Genomic DNA, 17,744 nt, shown 5'->3' on the forward strand with positions numbered 1-17,744 from the left:
CCTCGGAACCGCCCCGAACATGGCTCCAGGCGGCGCGCCGTCCGGACGGCCGATGCGGGGGCTGGCTTGGGCGGGTCGCCTCGCCTGATGTTCGGGAGGGAACGGTGTTCGGGACGGACCGGCAGTCGGAGAAGCCTGGGGTCAGGGGATGGACGCCGGCCGGAGCTTCTTGGGCGGCGGCGCGGTGCTGCCTCGCACGATGAGCTCGGTCGACATGCGCACGTGGGTCTCGCGCTCCACACCGTTGATGATCTCGAGCAGCATCTCCATCGCCGCGCGACCCATCGCCTGCATGGGCTGGCGCACCGTGGTCAGCTGCGGGACGGCGAGCGAGGCCTCGGGGATGTCGTCGAAGCCCACCACGGACACGTCCTCGGGGATGCTCAGCCCGTACTCCGTTGCGACCTCCATGGCACGGATCGCCGTGACGTCGTTGGCGGCGAAGATGGCGGTGGGGCGATCGGGCAGCTCAAGCAGATCCCGCGTGATCTCGGCGGCACGGTCGGGGGCGTAGCGGGTCTCGCGCACGAGCGACGGGTCCACCGGCACGCCGGCCTCGTCCATCGTGCGGCGGTAGCCGGCCTCCCTCAGGTGAGCCGAGTCGAGCTCCGAACGACCGCCCAGGAACGCGATGCGCCGGTGGCCCAGCGACAGCAGGTGCGCGGTGGCCTGCTGGGCACCCGAGTACGAGTCCGCGTCGATGGTGGGCATGGACGACGGGCCAAAATGCGGGTCGACCGCGACCGACGGGACGATGGTGCGGGCGTCGAGGACGGTCGGGGTGACGAGCACCGCCCCATCGATGAGCGTGCCTCCCAGGCGTGACAGCGAGCGCCGCTCCCACCCGTGCTGGTCGCCACCGGAGTGTGACAACAGCTCGTAGCCGCTGCCGCGCGCCCCGATCGCGGCGCCCTTGAGGAGTTCGGCGCTGAACGGCTCGAAGTCAGGAACGAGGATGCCGAGCACGTTGGTGCGCCGGTTGCGCAGCGAGGCCGCGATCAGGTTCGACTCGTAGCCGAGCTCGGCGATCACCCCCTGTACCAGCTCGACAGTGTCTTTCGCGACGCCATAGCGACCGTTGACGACCTTCGACACGGTGGCGACGGAGACTCCCGCCTTCGCGGCGACGTCTGCCATCTTGATTCGCGGGGCGGTCTCCATGGCCTGATGCTACCGCGCCGGGGAGCGTCGAATGGCTTGTGACTAAAACGTTATCCATAACGATTGACACGGCGTAAGACTCCCTGTCATAGTTCCCGTGTTCGGCTGGTCAACGAAGATCGAAAGGACGGGACATGGCGAACATGCGACGAGCGGGGGCCATCACGGCATTCGCGACATCTGCCGCTCTCCTGCTGGCTGCTTGCAGCAGCGGAGAAGGCGAAGAAGAAACCCCGGAACCCACCGATGCTGCCACCAACGGGCAGGCGGAGGAGAGCGCGGAACCGGTCACCCTCACGTGGTGGCACAACGCGGTTGCGGGTGACAACGGAGAGAACGACCTGGGCGACTACTGGCAGTCACTTGCCGATGCCTACACGGCAGAGAACCCCCACGTGACCTTCGAAATCGAGCAGGTCCAGAACGAGGACCTGCAGCGCACGCGCATCCCGCTCGCGCTGCAGTCCGGAGATGCTCCCGACCTCTACCAGGCATGGGGTGGCGGCGAGCTGTCCAGCCAGGTCGAGTCGGGCTACGTGATGGACCTGTCGGAGACGCTTGCGGATGACATCGATCGCCTCGGCGGCGGTGTCTCTCCGTGGCAGCACGAGGGTTCGACCTACGGTCTGCCCTTCACGTTCGGCGTCGAGGGCATCTGGTACCGCGAGTCTCTGTTCGAGGAGGCCGGGATCACTGAAGAGCCCGCCACCATGGAGGAGCTCAACGCTGCGGTCCAGGCGCTCAAGGACGCGGACATCACGCCCATCGCGGTGGGCGCCGCCGACGGTTGGCCCGCCGCTCACTGGTGGTACAACTTCGCGCTGCGCTCCTGCTCGCAGGAGGTCATGGCGGCCGCAGGCGTCGACCGTGACTTCTCGGACCCGTGCTGGGTCGAGGCTGGCGAGCAGCTCGAGGAGTTCATCGACACCGAGCCGTTCCAGGACCAGTTCATCTCCACCGTGGCTCAGACGGGAGCGACGTCCGCAGCCGGACTCGTCGCCACCGGCGAGGCCGCCATGGAGCTCATGGGCCAGTGGAACGTCTTCGTGTACGAGGGCTTCACGGACGGCACCGAAGAGGGCATCGCTGCTCTGCAGGATGACCTCGGCTGGTTCCCGATGCCCGCGACCGAAGGCGGCGAGGGTGACCCCTCCGCTGCTCTCGGTGGAGGCGACGGGTTCTCGTGCTACGTCGACGCTCCGCCGGAGTGCGCTGACTTCCTGTCGTTCATCGTGAGCGACGAGAACCAGATGGCCTTCACCGAGGCCACGGGCGCACTGCCCGTCGCACCGGCCGCGGCAGACTCCGTGACCAACCCGGTGCTGGTCGAGCTGGCTCAGGTGGCCGGTAACGCCGAGTACGTGCAGCTGTGGCTGGACACGTCCTTCGGCACCAACGTCGGCGGCGCGATGAATGACGGAATCGTCAGCATCTTCGCCGGCACAGGTGAGGCTCAGGACGTGGTGGATCTCATGACCGCCGCCGCCCTGACCGAGTAGGACACTTCCACCCGACCCCCTGATCACAGAAAGCGAGGCTCCCTGGTGACTGCACTGGAGGCCTCGGGTACGGGACAGGGCCCCGTCGCCGATGCCAAGGCATCGGTGGCGGGGTCCGACCCTGTCACCCCCGCCGCACACAACCCCCGCCGCGACCGCCGCCGCAAGTGGCTCGAGATTGCCATCTTCGTCGGCCCCGCGCTCCTGATCTTCCTGGCATTCGTGATCCTGCCGATGATCATGGCCGCGCGCTACAGCCTGTACAAGTGGGACTCCCGCCAGCCCTTCGAGCTCGCGGAGTTCATCGGATTCGATAACTACACCCGTGCTCTCATGGGCGGCACCGACCCTGAGACCAAGGACATCTTCTGGAAGGCGTACGCCCAGCCTTTCTGGAACGCCGTGGGCAACAACGCGCAGATCATCGCGCTGTCGATGCTCATCCAGCTGCCGATCGCGATGATCATCGCGCTGGTCCTGAACCGCAAGTTCCCGGGCCGGTCGAGCGTGCGGCTCATCATCTTCGCCCCCTACGTCCTCAGCGAGGTCGTCGCCGGTCTGATGTGGCTGATGCTGCTCGACCCGCGCGGTCCCGTCACCGAGATGCTGGCTGCGATAGGAATATCCGACCCGGCGGGAGGATGGCTCGAGGATCCACAAGCGGGCTTCTGGACGTTCTTCTTCATCGTCTCGTGGAAGTACATCGGCCTGGCGATCATCCTGTTCCTGGCCGGCCTGTCAGGCGTGCCACCCGAGCTTCAAGAGGCCGCCTCCATCGACGGCGCGAGCTGGTGGCAGGTGCAATGGCGCATCAACATTCCGCTCATCGGACCGACGGTCCGGGTGTGGGCGTTCCTGTCGATCATCGGCTCGATCCAGCTGTTCGACATGGCATGGGTGCTCAACAAGGGCGGATCGACCGGGCAGTACTCGACGATCGCCACGCTCATGGTCGACATCGGCACGCAGCGCAACGACGGCGGCTATGCCTCGGCGCTCGCGATCATCATGTTCATCTTCTCCATGGTGGCCGCCATCACGTACATGACCGTCGTCATGCGGCGTGACACCGGCGCCCGTGCTGGAAAGGGGGCCTGACATGGCCACCGCAGTCAAGGACGACACCACGCGCAAGCCCAGGAAGGCGGGGCAGTCCCGCACTCGCACCAGGTTCGCCGGCGACTCGTCGATCTATGTGACGATCTTCGTGGCCCTCGTGGCCGTGGGTCTCACGCTCGGCCCCATCCTGTTCCTGGGCCTTGGCGGCTTCCGGACCAACGGTCAGATCGCCGCGGACCCGACCGGGCTGCCCAACCCGTGGGTGTGGCAGAACTACTGGGAGATCCTCACCGGCACCAGCTTCTGGGAGTTCACGCTCAACTCGGCGATCATCTCGGTCGCGACGACGGCCGGCGTGGTGCTGTTCGGCACCATGGCGGCCTACCCGCTGGCGCGGTACGCGTTCCGTGGGCGCGAGGCCCTGTTCCTGGTGTTCACCGCCGGACTGATGTTCCCCCTCACGGTCGCGATCTTCCCGCTGTTCCTGCTGCTGCAGGACTTGGGCCTGAAAGGCATGTGGGGCCTGATCATTCCGCAGGTCGCCTTCGCGCTGCCCGTCACGGTGATCATCATGCGACCGTTCCTTGCGGCGCTGCCCGACGAGCTCGAGGAGGCGGCCTTCATGGACGGCCTCACCCGGGTGGGCTTCTTCTTCCGCATGGTGATCCCGCTGGCTCGACCCGGCATGGTGACGGTGGGCGTGCTCGCCTTCCTGGGCTCGTGGAACGCGTACCTGCTGCCGTTGGTGATGCTCACCGGCCGCGACGCTCCGACGACCCTGCCGCTCGGCGTGACCCAGTTCCAGGGCCAGAATGCCGCGGACTTCGCGGGCATCATGGCGTACACGTTCCTCGCGATGATCCCGGCCCTCGTGTTCTTCCTCATGATGGAGAAGCGCATCGTCGACGGGCTCTCCGGCGCGGTGAAGGGTTGATGGCGATGAGCACCGGATCCATCAGCGCGCGCTCGCGCGCTGCCGAACGCCCTGAAGGCGTCAGCCCGCGCGTGCGTGCGCTCGTGGCGGAGCTGTCCCTTGACGAGAAGCTCGCGCAGATCGTGGGCTTCTGGGAGGGCGAGGAGGGAGACTCCGTTGCCCCTCTCCAGGGCGAGCTCGCCTCCACCGGCAAGCTGGACGATGCCACGAAGCACGGCCTCGGCCACCTCACTCGGGTCTACGGCACCAACCCCGTCGAGCCCGACGAGCGGGCCGCGTACCTGTGGCGGCGGCAGCGGTCGCTCGTCACGGACACCAGGCCCGGCATCCCGGCGCTCGTGCACGAGGAGTGCCTCACGGGACTCGCGGCGTGGAAGGCCGCCACGTTCCCCACGCCGCTGGCGTGGGGCGCGGCGTTCGACCATGAACTCGTCGAGCGGATGGGGGCGCTGATCGGCGGCTCGATGCGCTCGCTCGGCATCCACCAGGGCCTCGCGCCCGTGCTCGATGTGGTCCGCGACGCACGCTGGGGGCGCGTCGAGGAGTGCATCGCCGAGGATCCCTACCTCGTGGGCACCATCGGCACGTCGTACGTCCGCGGCATCCAGTCGGAAGGCGTGGACGCGACGCTCAAGCACTTCGTGGGCTACTCGGCGTCCCGCGCCGGCCGCAACTTCGCTCCGGTCCACGCGGGCCGGAGGGAGCTGCAGGACACGCTGCTCATCCCGTTCGAGATGGCGGTGCTGGACGGCGGCGTGCACTCGATCATGCACTCGTACGCGGAGATCGACGGCCTGCCGGTCGCCGCGGACCCCGAGCTCCTCACGGTCAAGCTCCGCGAGGAGTGGGGCTTCACGGGTGTGGTGGTGGCCGACTACTTCGGCGTCGCGTTCCTGCACCTGCTGCACGCCGTGGCCGCCGACCTCGGCGAGGCGGCAGCCCAGGCGCTCGCCGCCGGAATCGACATCGAGCTGCCCACGGGCGACGCCTACCTCGCTCCGCTCAAGGCGGCGATCGAGTCCGGCGCCGTCGACGTCGCTCTCGTGGACCGCGCGGTCGAGCGCGCACTCGCGCAGAAGGAGCGGCTGGGACTGCTGGACGCGACCTTCGACGAGGACCCGCCCACCGGCATCGACCTCGACTCCCCCGCGCACCGCGCGGTGGCGCGCGAACTTGCCGAGAAGTCTGTGGTGCTGGTCTCGAACGGCGGCGCGCTGCCGCTCGACGCGTCCAACCCTTCCCAGGTGCTCGGCGTGATCGGCCCCAATGCGGACCGCTTCTCCGCGCTGTTCGGCTGCTACTCGTTCGCCAACCACGTGCTGTCTCAGCGCCCCGGCGTCGAGCTGGGCCTCGAGGCTCCGTCGATGCTCGAGGGGATCCGGGACGAGTTCGCGGGCACCATCCTCTCCGCACCCGGGTGCGGCATCGACGACGACGACCGTTCGGGATTCGATCAGGCGCTCGAGGTGGCTCTCGAGGCTGACACCGCGATCGTGGTCGTCGGCGACGAGGCGGGGCTGTTCGGCCGCGGCACTGTCGGCGAGGGCTGCGACCGCGACGACCTCGAGCTGCCGGGTGTGCAGCGCGAGCTCGTGGAGGCGATTCTCGACACCGGCACCCCCGTGGTGCTCGTCATGCTCACCGGCCGCCCGTACGCGGTGTCGTGGGCGATCGAGCGCTGCGCGGCCGTGGTCCAGGCCTTCTTCCCTGGCGAGGAGGGATCGGGGGCGATCGCGCGCGTGCTGTCGGGACGAGTCAACCCGTCGGGCCGTCTGCCCGTCACGCTCCCCCGCTCGGTGGGCGCGCAGCCGTACTCCTACCTGCACCCCAAGCTGGGCGGCGACGGCGAGGTCACCAACCTCTCCACGGCCCCGGCGGCGTGCTTTGGCCACGGACTGTCGTTCACGACCTTCGCGCACGAGGACCTGCAGACCGCCGATGCTCCCACCGACGGCGCGATCACCGCGTCCGTCACGGTGACGAACACGGGAGACCGCGACGGCGACGAGGTGGTGCAGCTGTACGCCCACGACGTCGTCGGCTCGATCACCCGCCCGGTCGCCCAGCTGGTGGGCTACCACCGCGTCACCCTCGCGGCGGGCGAGAGCAGGCGAGTCGAGTTCACCGTGCCCACCACGCGGCTGGCGTTCTCGGACCGCTCCTACACGCGCATCGTGGAACCCGGGGCGATCGAGCTGTGGACCGGCACCAGCCAGGACCGGCTGACCCAGGCGCGCCTCACCCTGGTGGGCGAGGCGCATCCGGTGACTTTCCGCTCGGCCCGTTGGACCACGACGAGGCTCGCGTGAGCACCGAGCGAGGCATCGACCATCGGCTGGGAGAGGCGGCGGTGTCCGTGACGGACGCCGCCGGCCAGCCGCTGGCCGAGCGGGAAGTCACCGTCGAGCAGACGCGCCACGACTTCGGCTTCGGCAACATCGGGTTCGATCTCGTCAGCTGGATAGGCGGCGAGGGCGACGCGGGGACGCACCTGTTCGGGGGCGCGTCGACCGAGTCGGCATCGCTGATCGCAGACAGGTACCTCGAGCTCTACAACGCCACCACGCTGCCGTTCTACTGGCGCGGCTTCGAGCCGCGTCGCGGGGAGCCGGACACCGAGCGGCTGCGCAAGACCGCGCAGTGGTTCGTGGATCACGGGGTGAGCGTGAAGGGGCACCCGCTGCTGTGGCACACGCTCGCACCGCAATGGCTGCTGGAACTCGACGACGCCGAGGCCGAGTCGGTGATGCGCGCCCGGATCGCGCGCGAGACGCGCGATTTCGCCGGGGTGGTGGACCTCTGGGACGCGATCAACGAGGCCGTCATCCTGCCCGTGTTCACGGCCGACCCCAACGCCGTCACGCGCTTGGCGCAGTCCAAAGGTCGCGTCGAGATGGTGCGACTCGCGTTCGAGTCCGCGCGCGAGGGCAACCCGAACGCACGGCTCGTGCTGAACGACTTCGACCTGTCCGCCGACTACGAGCGTCTGATCGAGCAGTGCCTGGAGGCGGGGATCCAGATCGACGCGATCGGGCTGCAGACCCACATGCACCAGGGGTATCGCGGCGAGGACGCCGTCTGGGACATCCTCGAGCGGTTCGCGAGGTTCGGACTGCCGCTCCAGATGACGGAGACCACCCTCGTCTCCGGCGACCTGATGCCGCCCCACATCGTGGACCTCAACGACTACGTGGTGGATGACTGGCCATCCACGCCCGAGGGCGAGGAGCGCCAGGCCGACGAGATCGTGCGGCACTACCGCACCCTGGTGTCCCACCCCGCGGTGGAGTCCATCGCGTACTGGGGGCTCACGGACGAAGGCGCATGGCTGGGCGCACCGGCAGGGCTGCTCCGCTCCGACGGCAGCCCCAAGCCGGCGTTCGACGCCCTTCATGGCCTGATCAAGGGCGAGTGGTGGATGGCTCCCACGCAGTTGCGCACCAACGTGCACGGCCAGGTGGATGTGCACGGGTTCGCGGGCGACTACCGCATCTCTCACGGCTCCCGCAGCGCGACCTTCCACATCGATCGCGGCGCCCCGGCGCGCGTCAACGCGACGCTGGAATAGGGAACGCGATGGCCGCCGACCGACAACGACGTCGATCGCCCAGGGTCACGATCGGGGACATCGCGGCGCAGGCCGGCGTGTCACTGCCCACCGTCTCTCGCGTGCTCAACGGACGGGCGGGAGTCTCAGACGAGACCCGGGCCGCGGTCCAGCGGCTCCTCGACGAGCACGGCTACGAGCGCCGTGGGACCGCCGCGCGTCACCGCGTGGGCCTGATCGACTTCGTGCTGCGCGACCTCGACCCCATCTGGGCGATGCCGCTCATCCAGGGGGCGGAGACGGAGGCCATGCGGGCAGGGGCGAGCATCGTGCTCACCTCCACGCACGGGCGATCGGCCGGCAATCGCCGCTGGATCCAGCACCTCGCGACCCGGCGCACCGATGCGGTGGTGATCGTGGTCTCCGAGCTGTCAGCAGGTGCGGCCGAGGAGCTCAGCCGCCTCCACACCCCCGTGGTGCTGGTCGACCCGGTCGGGTCCGCGCCGGGCCACATGCCCACCGTGACCGCCGCGAACCGCGCCGGCGGCCGCATGGCGACGGAGCACCTGCTGCGGCTCGGCCACCGGCGCATCGGCATCATCACCGGCCCCGCGGGCGTGCGATGCTCGGAGGATCGGCTCGCCGGGTACCGCGACGCGCACCTGCGTCACGGGATCCCGCTCGACCCCGAACTGCAGACCTACGGAGACTTCATGCCCGCGTCGGGGCTGGCCTCGACACGGCGCATGCTCGCCATGAACCGGCCCCCCACCGCGATCTTCGCGGGGACGGACCAGACCGCATCGGGCGTCTACGCCGCGGCTCGAGAACGAGGGCTGCGCGTGCCCGAGGACCTGTCTGTCGTGGGGTTCGACGACGTGATCCTGTCCGAGTGGCTGCAGCCGCCCCTCACCACCGTTCGCCAGCCCCTCGAACAGATGGCGCGCGCCGCGATCCGGGCTGCCGTGCAGATCGCGTACGAGGGTCACGGCCCCTCGGGCCGGCTCGAACTGCCGACCTCCCTCACGCTCCGCTCGTCCACCACGGCACCCGCACGCGCCGCCGCATAGCGGACCGCTCGGGAACGCGCCGGCGGATCGACGCCCACCGTGTGGCCGATCCACCGTGTGGCCGATCCACCGTGTGGCCGATCCGCCGCCGCGGCCGCCCGTCAGTTCGCCGCGTGCTCCGGCCGGAGGCTCACCCGGCGCAGCAGCTGCGCGTTGGCCGCCACCACGATGGTCGACAGGCTCATCGCGATCGCCGCGACCGCCGGCGGCATGGTGACGCCCGCCCAGGCGAGAGCACCGGCAGCGACCGGGATAGCGACCACGTTGTAGCCGGTCGCCCACACCAGGTTCTGGCGCATCTTGCGATACGACGCTCGCGACAGGACGATCACCGACAGCACGCCGCGCGGGTCGGAGCTCGCGAGCACCACGCCCGCCGCCTCCATCGCCACATCGGTGCCGGCGCCGATCGCGAGCCCGACGTCCGCGCGCGCGAGTGCGGGCGCGTCGTTCACGCCGTCCCCGACCATCGCGACCTTCTTGCCCTGATCCTGCAGGCGCGCCACGGCATCGTCCTTGTCGCCTGGGAGCACCTCCGCGAACACGTCGTCGATCCCCAAGTCGCTCGCGACCGCATCGGCGACCGCTTGAGAATCGCCCGTGACGAGCGCGACGGCGATGCCCCGGTGGTGGAGCGCATCGACGGTCGCACGGGATTCCTCGCGCACCGGGTCCGACGTCGTGAAGGCCCCCACCACGGCGCCATCGACCGCCACATGGAGAACCGCGCCGCCGCGCTCGCGCCATGCCGTCGTCGCGCTCGACAGCTCCTCGGGCTCCGAGAGCCCGAGCTCCTCCAGCAGCGCGGGGCCTCCCACCGCCACATCCTGACCGTCCACACGAGCGCGCACGCCCTTGCCCGGCACGGTGTCGTTCCTCTCCACGTCGGGAATGGCGATGTCCCGATCCCGGGCGGCGGCCACGACGGCGCGGCCCACGGGGTGCTCGGAGTCGCGCTCGGCCGCCGCGGCGAGTGCAAGGACGCGGTCGGTCTCCCAACCGTCGACGGTCGCCGTGTCGGTCACGTCGTGGGATCCCTCGGTCAGGGTTCCGGTCTTGTCGAACAGCACCGTGTCCACCGTGCGCATCGCCTCGAGCGCCTGGGTGTCCTTGATCAGGATGCCCTGCCGTGCGCTCGACGAGGTGCCGATGGCGATCACCAGCGGGATCGCAAGGCCCAGCGCGTGCGGGCAGGCGATCACCAGCACCGACACGGCCCGGGTGAGGCCGGTCGCGGGGTCGTCGAGGATCGAGGTCACCACGAAGGTCAGGGCGGCGGCGCCGAGCGCGATCCAGAACAGCCACGCAGCGGCCCGATCTGCCAGCCGGCGCGTCCCGGAGTGGGACTCCTGCGCGGACTGCACCATGCGCTGCACACCGGCCAGCGCGGTGCCCTCACCGGTCGCAGTGACCCGGATCCGGAGCGCGCCGTCGGTCGCGACCGTGCCGGCCACCACCGCATCGTCTTCGCGCTTGGACACCGGAGCCGATTCGCCGGTGATCAGCGACTCGTCGACCGCCGCGTCTCCACGCAGGATCGTGCCATCGGCGGGGATGCGTCCGCCCGGGCGGACCACCACCACGTCGTCTTCGGCAAGCTCTGAGATCGAGACCGTCTCGGTCGCGTCGCCCTCCGTGATTCGCTCGGCGTCATCCGGCAGCAGCTCCGCGAGCGCCTGCAGCGCGCCGCGAGCCTGCCCCACCGCCTTCATCTCCTGCCAGTGGCCGAGGAGCATCACCACGATGAGCGCGGCGAGCTCCCACCAGAAGTCGAGGTCGCCGAAACCGAGCGTCGCGGCGGATGAGGCGAGAATGGCCACCGTGATGGCGAGTGAGATCAGCGTCATCATGCCCGGCTGGCGGCGGGTGATCTCGTCCCTCCACGCCATCGACAGGAACGGCCATCCGCCCCATACGAAGATCACCGTGCCGAGCAGCGGTGGGATCCACGCCGTGCCGGGCAGGTCGTAGTTGAACCAGTCCTCGACCATCCGGCTCGTCGCGATCACCGGGATCGCGATGATCAGGTTCCACCAGAACAGGCGGCGGAACATGTCGGCGTGGCCGGAGTGGTCCGTGCCGTGCTGCTGGTGATGATGATCCATGGAGACCTCCTGGTAGGAGAACGTCCTTGAACCGTAGACCTTCCACTCCACTGGAAGGTCAAGCCGAGGCTCGCCGGCGGCGGCCTCGACCCAGCGCTACTCGCTGACGCCCGCCCGCTGGAGGATGATCTCCCGCACTCGGCCCGCATCGGCCTGACCGCGGGTGGCCTTCATGACCGCTCCGACGATCGCTCCGGCCGCCTGAACCTTGCCGCCCTGGATCTTCTCGAGCACGTCCGGCTGAGCCGCGAGCGCCTCGTCGACGGCCTTCTCGAGCGCCGAGTCGTCCGACACCACCTCGAGGCCCCGAGCGGAGACCACCTCCGCCGGCGACCCCTCCCCCGCGAGCACTCCCTCGAGCGCCTGGCGGGCGAGCTTGTCGTTGATGCGGCCCTCGTCGACCAGTCCCTGCAGCTCCGCGATGTGCTCCGGGGTGACGGGCAGGTCGCGCATGGCGACGTCGCGGTCGTTGGCGGTGCGGGCGAGCTCGCCCATCCACCACTTGCGTGCCGCCTGGGGCGTGGCGCCCGCGGCGACGGTCGAGGTGATCAGGTCGAGCGCATCGGCGTTGACCGCGTCGCGCATCTCCAGGTCGCTGAAGCCCCAGTCCTCCTTGAGCCGCGCACGCATCTTGGCCGGGTGCTCGGGGAGCGTGCCACGCAGCTCTTCGACCCACTCGCGGCTGGGCTCCACGGGCAGCAGGTCCGGCTCCGGGAAGTAGCGGTAGTCCTCCGCCTCCTCCTTGGAGCGGCCAGGCGTGGTCGAGCCGGTGTCCTCGTGCCAGTGGCGGGTCTCCTGCACGACGGGCTGACCCGCGAGCAGCAGCCCGGCCTGGCGCGACGCCTCGTGGTGGATGGCCCGCTCGATCGCGCGCAGCGAGTTGACGTTCTTGGTCTCGGACCTCTTACCGAACGGCACCGAGTTCTGGTCCTCGCCCGGCGCGGCCTTGGCGCGCAGCGACAGGTTGACGTCGGCGCGGACGGAGCCCTGCTCCATGCGGCCGTCGGAGATGCCGAGCGCCTTGACGATGTCGCGAATGGTCGCGACGTAGGCGCGGGCGACCTCAGCGGTACGGGCGCCCGCCCCCGTGATCGGGTGCGTGACGATCTCGACCAGCGGCACGCCGCCGCGGTTGTAGTCGACCAGCGAGTGGCTCGCGCCCTGGATGCCGCCGGTGCCACCCACGTGGGTGTTCTTGCCGGCGTCCTCCTCCATGTGCGCGCGCTCGATGCCGATCGTGAACACCGTGCCGTCGTCGAGCACCACGTCGAGGCTTCCCTCGAAGCACGTGGGCTCGTCGTACTGCGAGATCTGGTAGTCCTTCGCGAGGTCCGGGTAGAAGTAGTTCTTGCGCGCGAACCGGCTCGATTCGCGGATCTCGCAGCCCAGAGACAGCCCCAGGCGAACCGCGGACTCGACGGCCTTCTGGTTGGTCACGGGCATCGAGCCCGGCAGCCCCAGGCACACCGGGCACACCTGCGTGTTGGGCTCGTTGCCGAACTGGTTGGCGCAGCCGCAGAACATCTTGGTGGCGGTGTTGAGCTCGACGTGGACCTCGATCCCGAACACCGGGTCGAACTGCTCCATGGCCTGCTCATACGTCAGGGCGGTCACTTATGCCACCTCCAGTTCGGGGGCCCGGGCGGCCAACGGGCCGCCCCAGTCGTCGGTGAGTGCCTTCTCGAGCGCGGCGCCGATCCGGTACAGGCGAGCGTCCTCGTGCGCGGGGGCGAGGATCTGGAATCCCGTGGGGAGCCCGTCCTCGGGCGCCGTGCCGGAGGGCAGCGACATGCCCGGGATCCCTGCCAGGTTCGCGGGGATGGTGGCGACGTCGTTCAGATACATCGCGAGGGGATCGTCGATGCGCTCGCCGATCTTGAACGGCGTGGTGGGCGTGGTGGGGCTCACCAGCACGTCCGCCTGTTCGAACGCGGCGGCGAAGTCACGCTGGATGAGGGTGCGGACCTTCTGCGCGGATCCGTAGTACGCGTCGTAGTAGCCCGCGCTGAGGGCGTAGGTGCCCAGGATGATGCGGCGCTTGACCTCGTCGCCCAGTCCCTCGGCGCGCGTGGCCGCCATGGTGCGCTCGATCGTGCCCTTGTCGACCCGCATGCCGAACCGCACCGAGTCGAACTTCGCCAGGTTGGACGACGCCTCCGCGGGAAGGATCAGGTAGTACGCGGCGAGCGCGTAGTCGAAGGACGGGCAGGACACCTCGACCACCTCGGCGCCCAGGGCGCGGAGCTTGTCGAGCCCCTCCTCGAAGCGCTGCTCGACGCCGGCCTGATAGCCGTCGCCGGAGAGCTCCTTGATGACGCCCACGCGCACGCCGGCGAGGTCGCCCTCGCGGCCCTGGCGGGCGGCCTCCACGCAGCCGGGGACCGGCTCGTCGAGGCTGGTCGCGTCCATCGGGTCGTGACCGCCCATGACCTCGTGCAGCAGCGCGGCGTCCTCGACCGTGCGGGCGCAGGGGCCCAGCTGGTCCAAGGAGCTCGCGAGCGCGATCGCGCCGTAGCGGGACACGCCGCCGTAGGTGGGCTTCACCCCGACGGTGCCGGTCACGGACGCCGGCTGGCGGATCGAGCCGCCGGTGTCGGAGCCGATCGCGAGCGGGGCCTCCCACGCGGCGATCGACGCGGCCGAGCCGCCGCCGGAGCCGCCGGGGATGCGGTCCAGGGCCCACGGGTTGTGGGTGGGGCCGTAGCCCGAGTGCTCGGTCGACGAGCCCATGGCGAACTCGTCCATGTTGGTCTTGCCGAGGATCGGCATGCGCGCCTCGCGCACCTTGCGGGACACCGTCGCGTCGTACGGCGGCTCCCAGCCCTCGAGGATCCGCGATCCCGCGGTCGTCGGCATGCCCTGCGTGACGAGCACGTCCTTGATGGCGATGGGGACGCCAGCGAGTGGCGGCATCTCCTCACCGGCGGCACGGGCCTCGTCGACCTCGCGTGCGGTGGCGAGGGCGCCTTCGGCGTTCACGTGCAGGAACGCGTGGACGTCGCCATCGACGGCCTTGATGCGGTCCAGGTGGGCCTGAGTGAGTTCGACCGACGTCACCTCTCCCGAGCGCAGGGCGGCGGCCATCTGGGCGGCGCTGGCACGGGTCCAGTCGCGAGGCGCGGTCATGCCTCCTCCCCCAGGATCTGGGGCACGCGGAACCGGCCGTCCTCGGCCTGGGGCGCGCCGGACAGTGCGGCCTCCTGCGACAGCGACGGGCGCACCACGTCCTCGCGGTGCACGTTGGACATCGGGATCGGGTGGCTCGTGGCGGGGACGTCGTCGCCGGCGACCTCGGCGACCTTGGCCACCGAGTCGACGATGGCGTTGAGCTGGCCACCCAGCCGGTCGAGGTCCTCGTCGGTCATATCGATGCGGGCGAGCGCCGCGAGGCGCGCCACGTCTGCGCGTTCAAGTGACATGCCCCCGAGTGTAGTGGCGGCATCGACCCCGCTCTCCGCTCGATACCCACGACGTCCAACCCAGGGCGCCTACGGTCTGCTGGATACCCAGCAGGTCCGATTCAACTCGCGGACTGCTCCGGCTCCCACGAGTAGCCGATGAGCCGAATGCCGCCGTCGGCCTCCGACATCTTCGAGACCGTGCCGTCGTCGTTGTCGATGACGGTCCAGTCCAGGTCCTCGCGCCGCTGGAACCCCATGCGCTCGTACAGGCGGTGCGCGACGTGCATGGACTCCATGGTCGACAGCACGATCCGCGAGGCCCCCCACTCGACCGCGAGGTCCATCGCGGCCCGCGTGAGCTTGGCGCCGATGCCGCGGCCGCGCTCGATCGGCGACACCGCGAGCATGCGCAACTCGAACTCGTCCCCCTGAGCGAGCTCCACGAAGCTGGAGCCCGGCGGCACCACGGTGATGGTGCCGACGACGGGCCCCTCGCCCGATTCGCCGTCCACCATCATCAGCAGCATCGCCTCCTCGGCGCGCGCGTGAGCGTCCTTGAGCTGCGGGATGTACGGGTGAGCCTGGTCGACGAGGCCGTCTGCCAGGTACGCGAGGGCCGTGAGCTGGCCGATCTCGGTGAGCCGGCTGGACTCGCTCGGATCGACGATACGGATGGTCTCGGCCATGGCTCTCCTTCGACGACCTTCGGGCGGGCTGGAATCCAATGTAGCCCACCACACGCGTGCAAGCGGGGCCGGCGGTCAGTCGTCCGCGGCGGTCTCCGGTCCCTCCGCGAGCAGCCGCTCGAACCCTGGCTCGTCGAGGATGGTCACGCCGAGTTCCTCCGCCTTCGCCGCCTTGGAACCGGCATTCGCGCCCACCACCACGTAGTCCGTCTTCTTGGATACGGACGATGCGGCCTTGCCTCCGCGGGAGATGATCGCCTCCTTCACGGAGTCGCGGGTGAAGTTCTCGAGAGAGCCGGTCGCCACGATGGTGAGGCCCTCGAGGGTGCGGGCGATGGACTCGTCGCGCTCGTCGGCCATGCGCACCCCGGCCGCGGCCCAGCGCTCGACGATGTCGACGTGCCAGTCGACCTCGAACCAGCGCTGCACGGACTCGGCGATGACAGGACCCACCCCCTCGACGGCCGCGAGCTCCTCCTCGCTCGCCGAGCGGATGGCATCCATCGACTCGAACGCGGTCGCGAGCGCGCGTGACGCCGTGGGGCCCACGTGCCGGATCGACAGCGACACCAGTACCCGCCACAACGGCTGCTCCTTGGCGGCCTCGAGGTTGTCGAGCAGCCGCCGGCCGTTCGTGCTCACATCCCCCGCAGTGCGGACCACACCGTCCTTCTTGGAGTCCGCGTCAAGCGTGAAGAGCGGCACTCGGCGCAGATCGTTCTCCGTGAGGTCGAACAGACCCGATTCGTTGACGAGCACCCCGGACTGCACCATGGCGGCCGCAGCCTTCTCCCCCAGCACCTCGACATCGAGTGCGCCACGCGAGCCGATGAAGGCGATGCGGTCGATGATCTGAGCGGGGCAGGCCCGAGAGTTCGGACAGCGCAGGTCCTTGTCGCCCTCCTTCTGCTCGGCCAGCTCGGCCCCGCAGGACGGGCAATGGGTGGGCATGGACCACTCGCGCTCCTTGCCGGTGCGGGCGGCCGCGACGGGGCCCACGATCTCGGGGATCACGTCCCCGGCCTTGCGCAGCACCACCGTGTCGCCGATCAGCACGCCCTTGCGCTTCACCTCATGCCGGTTGTGGAGAGTCGCGTACGTGACGGTGGAGCCCGCCACGGTCACGGGAGTCATCACGCCGTACGGCGTCACGCGGCCGGTGCGGCCCACGTCCACCCGGATGTCCTCCAGGGTGGTGTGCACCTCTTCCGGCGGAAACTTGTAGGCGATCGCCCACCGTGGCGCCCGCGACGTGGAGCCGAGCTCGGACTGAACCGCGCGGTCGTCGACCTTCAGCACGGCGCCGTCGATCTCGTGCACCATGTCGTGGCGGCGGTTCTCGAGGTCGACCAGGTACGACTCGATGGAGCCGATTCCCTCGAGCACCTTGGCGAACTGGCTCACCGGCATCCCCCACTCCGCCAGCACCTCGTAGATGCCGGACTGCGTGCCGATGCTCGGGTGCGGCTGCGCATCGCCCCAGTCGAGCGCGCCGAGTGCGTACGCGGTGAGCGCGAGCGGACGCGTCGCGGTGACCGCGGAGTCCTTCTGTCTCAGGGAGCCTGCGGCGGTGTTGCGCGGGTTCGCGTACGGGTCCTTGCCCTCTTCGCGCAGGCGGTCGTTGAGGCGCTCGAACGCCTCCACCGGCAGGAACACCTCGCCGCGCACCTCGACCCGCGCGGGCACGTGATCGCCCGCGAGCCGATGCGGGAGGCCGTCGATGGTGCGCACGTTCGCCGTGACGTCCTCGCCGGTGGTGCCGTCGCCGCGGGTGACGCCCTGAGTGAGTTCGCCGTTCTCGTAAGTGAGCGAGATCGACAGCCCATCGATCTTGGGCTCGCACACGATCTGGCGGTCCCCCGCCTCTTTGGCGATGCGCGCGAGCCACGCCTCGACCTCCGCGAGTGAGAAGGCGTTGTCGAGGCTCATCATGCGCTCACGGTGACGGACCGACGCGAAACCGGTGTCGCCGCGCGCAGCCCCCACCAGCTGCGTGGGGGAATCGGGCTCCGCGAGCTCAGGGTGATCGGCCTCGAGATCTCTCAGCTCGCGCTCGAGCACGTCGTACTCGGCGTCGGAGATGGTGGGGGCGTCGTCCCCGTAGTAGCGGGCCCGGTGCTCCTCGACCTGCTGCACCAGATCCTGGTGACGGGCGCGAGGATCCTGCTGCGCAGTGGGGGGCTCGGTGGCACGGGACTCGGTGTTCTCGCTCACCCCCCTATCTCACCACGCAGGTGTGACACCGGCGACGCCCGCATCGGCCCTCGCCCTGCCCCGCCCAC

Annotated in this window: 13 protein-coding genes; 6 read left to right on the top strand and 7 right to left on the bottom strand. The window is 69.7% G+C overall.

Annotated features, from left to right (window positions below; translation table 11 throughout):
* Nucleotides 1-141 precede the first annotated feature (141 nt).
* On the bottom strand, nucleotides 142-1,161 hold the full coding sequence (locus ACNI14_RS00530; protein WP_420517973.1) for a LacI family DNA-binding transcriptional regulator: 1,020 nt from the start codon (nucleotides 1,159-1,161) through the stop codon (nucleotides 142-144).
* 134 nt (nucleotides 1,162-1,295) lie between these two features.
* On the opposite strand from ACNI14_RS00530, the gene ACNI14_RS00535 reads away from it, so the two are divergent.
* The 6 genes from ACNI14_RS00535 to ACNI14_RS00560 are packed head-to-tail and all read left to right on the top strand — an operon-like array spanning nucleotide 1,296 to nucleotide 9,270.
* Entirely contained in the window at nucleotides 1,296-2,660 is a 1,365-nt protein-coding gene (locus tag ACNI14_RS00535) for an ABC transporter substrate-binding protein (RefSeq protein ID WP_420517974.1), read from the top strand.
* A gap of 45 nt (nucleotides 2,661-2,705) precedes the next feature.
* Nucleotides 2,706-3,758, top strand: a complete 1,053-nt coding sequence (locus ACNI14_RS00540; protein WP_420517975.1) for a carbohydrate ABC transporter permease — start codon at nucleotides 2,706-2,708, stop codon at nucleotides 3,756-3,758.
* Nucleotide 3,759: 1 nt separating this feature from the next.
* Nucleotides 3,760-4,653 (top strand): carbohydrate ABC transporter permease, encoded by an 894-nt coding sequence (locus ACNI14_RS00545; RefSeq protein ID WP_420517976.1) that lies wholly within the window; start codon nucleotides 3,760-3,762, stop codon nucleotides 4,651-4,653.
* Nucleotides 4,654-4,658: 5 nt separating this feature from the next.
* Nucleotides 4,659-6,962: a beta-xylosidase/alpha-l-arabinosidase gene (locus tag ACNI14_RS00550; protein WP_420517977.1), complete on the top strand. Its 2,304-nt coding sequence runs from the start codon at nucleotides 4,659-4,661 to the stop codon at nucleotides 6,960-6,962.
* Nucleotides 6,959-8,221: an endo-1,4-beta-xylanase gene (locus ACNI14_RS00555; RefSeq protein ID WP_420517978.1), complete on the top strand. Its 1,263-nt coding sequence runs from the start codon at nucleotides 6,959-6,961 to the stop codon at nucleotides 8,219-8,221. Before ACNI14_RS00550 ends, ACNI14_RS00555 begins: the two co-directional genes overlap by 4 nt.
* A gap of 8 nt (nucleotides 8,222-8,229) precedes the next feature.
* Entirely contained in the window at nucleotides 8,230-9,270 is a 1,041-nt protein-coding gene (locus ACNI14_RS00560) for a LacI family DNA-binding transcriptional regulator (RefSeq protein ID WP_420517979.1), read from the top strand.
* A gap of 101 nt (nucleotides 9,271-9,371) precedes the next feature.
* On the opposite strand, the gene ACNI14_RS00565 is transcribed toward ACNI14_RS00560, so the two are convergent.
* The 6 genes from ACNI14_RS00565 to ligA all read right to left on the bottom strand — a co-directional run bounded on the left by ACNI14_RS00565 (nucleotide 9,372) and on the right by ligA (nucleotide 17,676).
* Entirely contained in the window at nucleotides 9,372-11,375 is a 2,004-nt protein-coding gene (locus ACNI14_RS00565; RefSeq protein WP_420517980.1) for a heavy metal translocating P-type ATPase, read from the bottom strand.
* 96 nt (nucleotides 11,376-11,471) lie between these two features.
* The gene (gene gatB / locus ACNI14_RS00570; protein WP_420517981.1) at nucleotides 11,472-12,989 is read right to left on the bottom strand and encodes an Asp-tRNA(Asn)/Glu-tRNA(Gln) amidotransferase subunit GatB; all 1,518 of its coding nucleotides are present in this window, start codon (nucleotides 12,987-12,989) and stop codon (nucleotides 11,472-11,474) included.
* The gene (gene gatA, locus ACNI14_RS00575) at nucleotides 12,990-14,501 is read right to left on the bottom strand and encodes an Asp-tRNA(Asn)/Glu-tRNA(Gln) amidotransferase subunit GatA (RefSeq protein WP_420517982.1); all 1,512 of its coding nucleotides are present in this window, start codon (nucleotides 14,499-14,501) and stop codon (nucleotides 12,990-12,992) included. It abuts the gene before it with no gap.
* Complete coding sequence (gene gatC / locus ACNI14_RS00580) at nucleotides 14,498-14,794, bottom strand: Asp-tRNA(Asn)/Glu-tRNA(Gln) amidotransferase subunit GatC (protein ID WP_420517983.1); 297 nt, start codon at nucleotides 14,792-14,794, stop codon at nucleotides 14,498-14,500. The genes gatA and gatC overlap by 4 nt, the downstream gene beginning before the upstream one ends.
* A 101-nt stretch (nucleotides 14,795-14,895) precedes the next feature.
* On the bottom strand, nucleotides 14,896-15,462 hold the full coding sequence (locus ACNI14_RS00585; protein ID WP_420517984.1) for a GNAT family N-acetyltransferase: 567 nt from the start codon (nucleotides 15,460-15,462) through the stop codon (nucleotides 14,896-14,898).
* Nucleotides 15,463-15,537: 75 nt separating this feature from the next.
* Nucleotides 15,538-17,676, bottom strand: a complete 2,139-nt coding sequence (ligA, locus tag ACNI14_RS00590; RefSeq protein ID WP_420517985.1) for an NAD-dependent DNA ligase LigA — start codon at nucleotides 17,674-17,676, stop codon at nucleotides 15,538-15,540.
* Nucleotides 17,677-17,744 lie beyond the last annotated feature (68 nt).

It is taken from the genome of Demequina pilifera (assembly GCF_048814985.1).
In the GTDB taxonomy this organism is placed as follows: Bacteria; Actinomycetota; Actinomycetes; order Actinomycetales; family Demequinaceae; genus Demequina.

Coding starts and splice junctions, on each gene's coding strand:
- ACNI14_RS00530 (WP_420517973.1), bottom strand. CDS start 1,161: ATGGAGACCGCCCCGCGAATCAAGATGGCAGACGTCGCCGCGAAGGCG.
- ACNI14_RS00535 (WP_420517974.1), top strand. CDS start 1,296: ATGGCGAACATGCGACGAGCGGGGGCCATCACGGCATTCGCGACATCT.
- ACNI14_RS00545 (WP_420517976.1), top strand. CDS start 3,760: ATGGCCACCGCAGTCAAGGACGACACCACGCGCAAGCCCAGGAAGGCG.
- ACNI14_RS00550 (WP_420517977.1), top strand. CDS start 4,659: ATGAGCACCGGATCCATCAGCGCGCGCTCGCGCGCTGCCGAACGCCCT.
- ACNI14_RS00560 (WP_420517979.1), top strand. CDS start 8,230: ATGGCCGCCGACCGACAACGACGTCGATCGCCCAGGGTCACGATCGGG.
- ACNI14_RS00565 (WP_420517980.1), bottom strand. CDS start 11,375: ATGGATCATCATCACCAGCAGCACGGCACGGACCACTCCGGCCACGCC.
- gatA (WP_420517982.1), bottom strand. CDS start 14,501: ATGACCGCGCCTCGCGACTGGACCCGTGCCAGCGCCGCCCAGATGGCC.
- gatC (WP_420517983.1), bottom strand. CDS start 14,794: ATGTCACTTGAACGCGCAGACGTGGCGCGCCTCGCGGCGCTCGCCCGC.
- ACNI14_RS00585 (WP_420517984.1), bottom strand. CDS start 15,462: ATGGCCGAGACCATCCGTATCGTCGATCCGAGCGAGTCCAGCCGGCTC.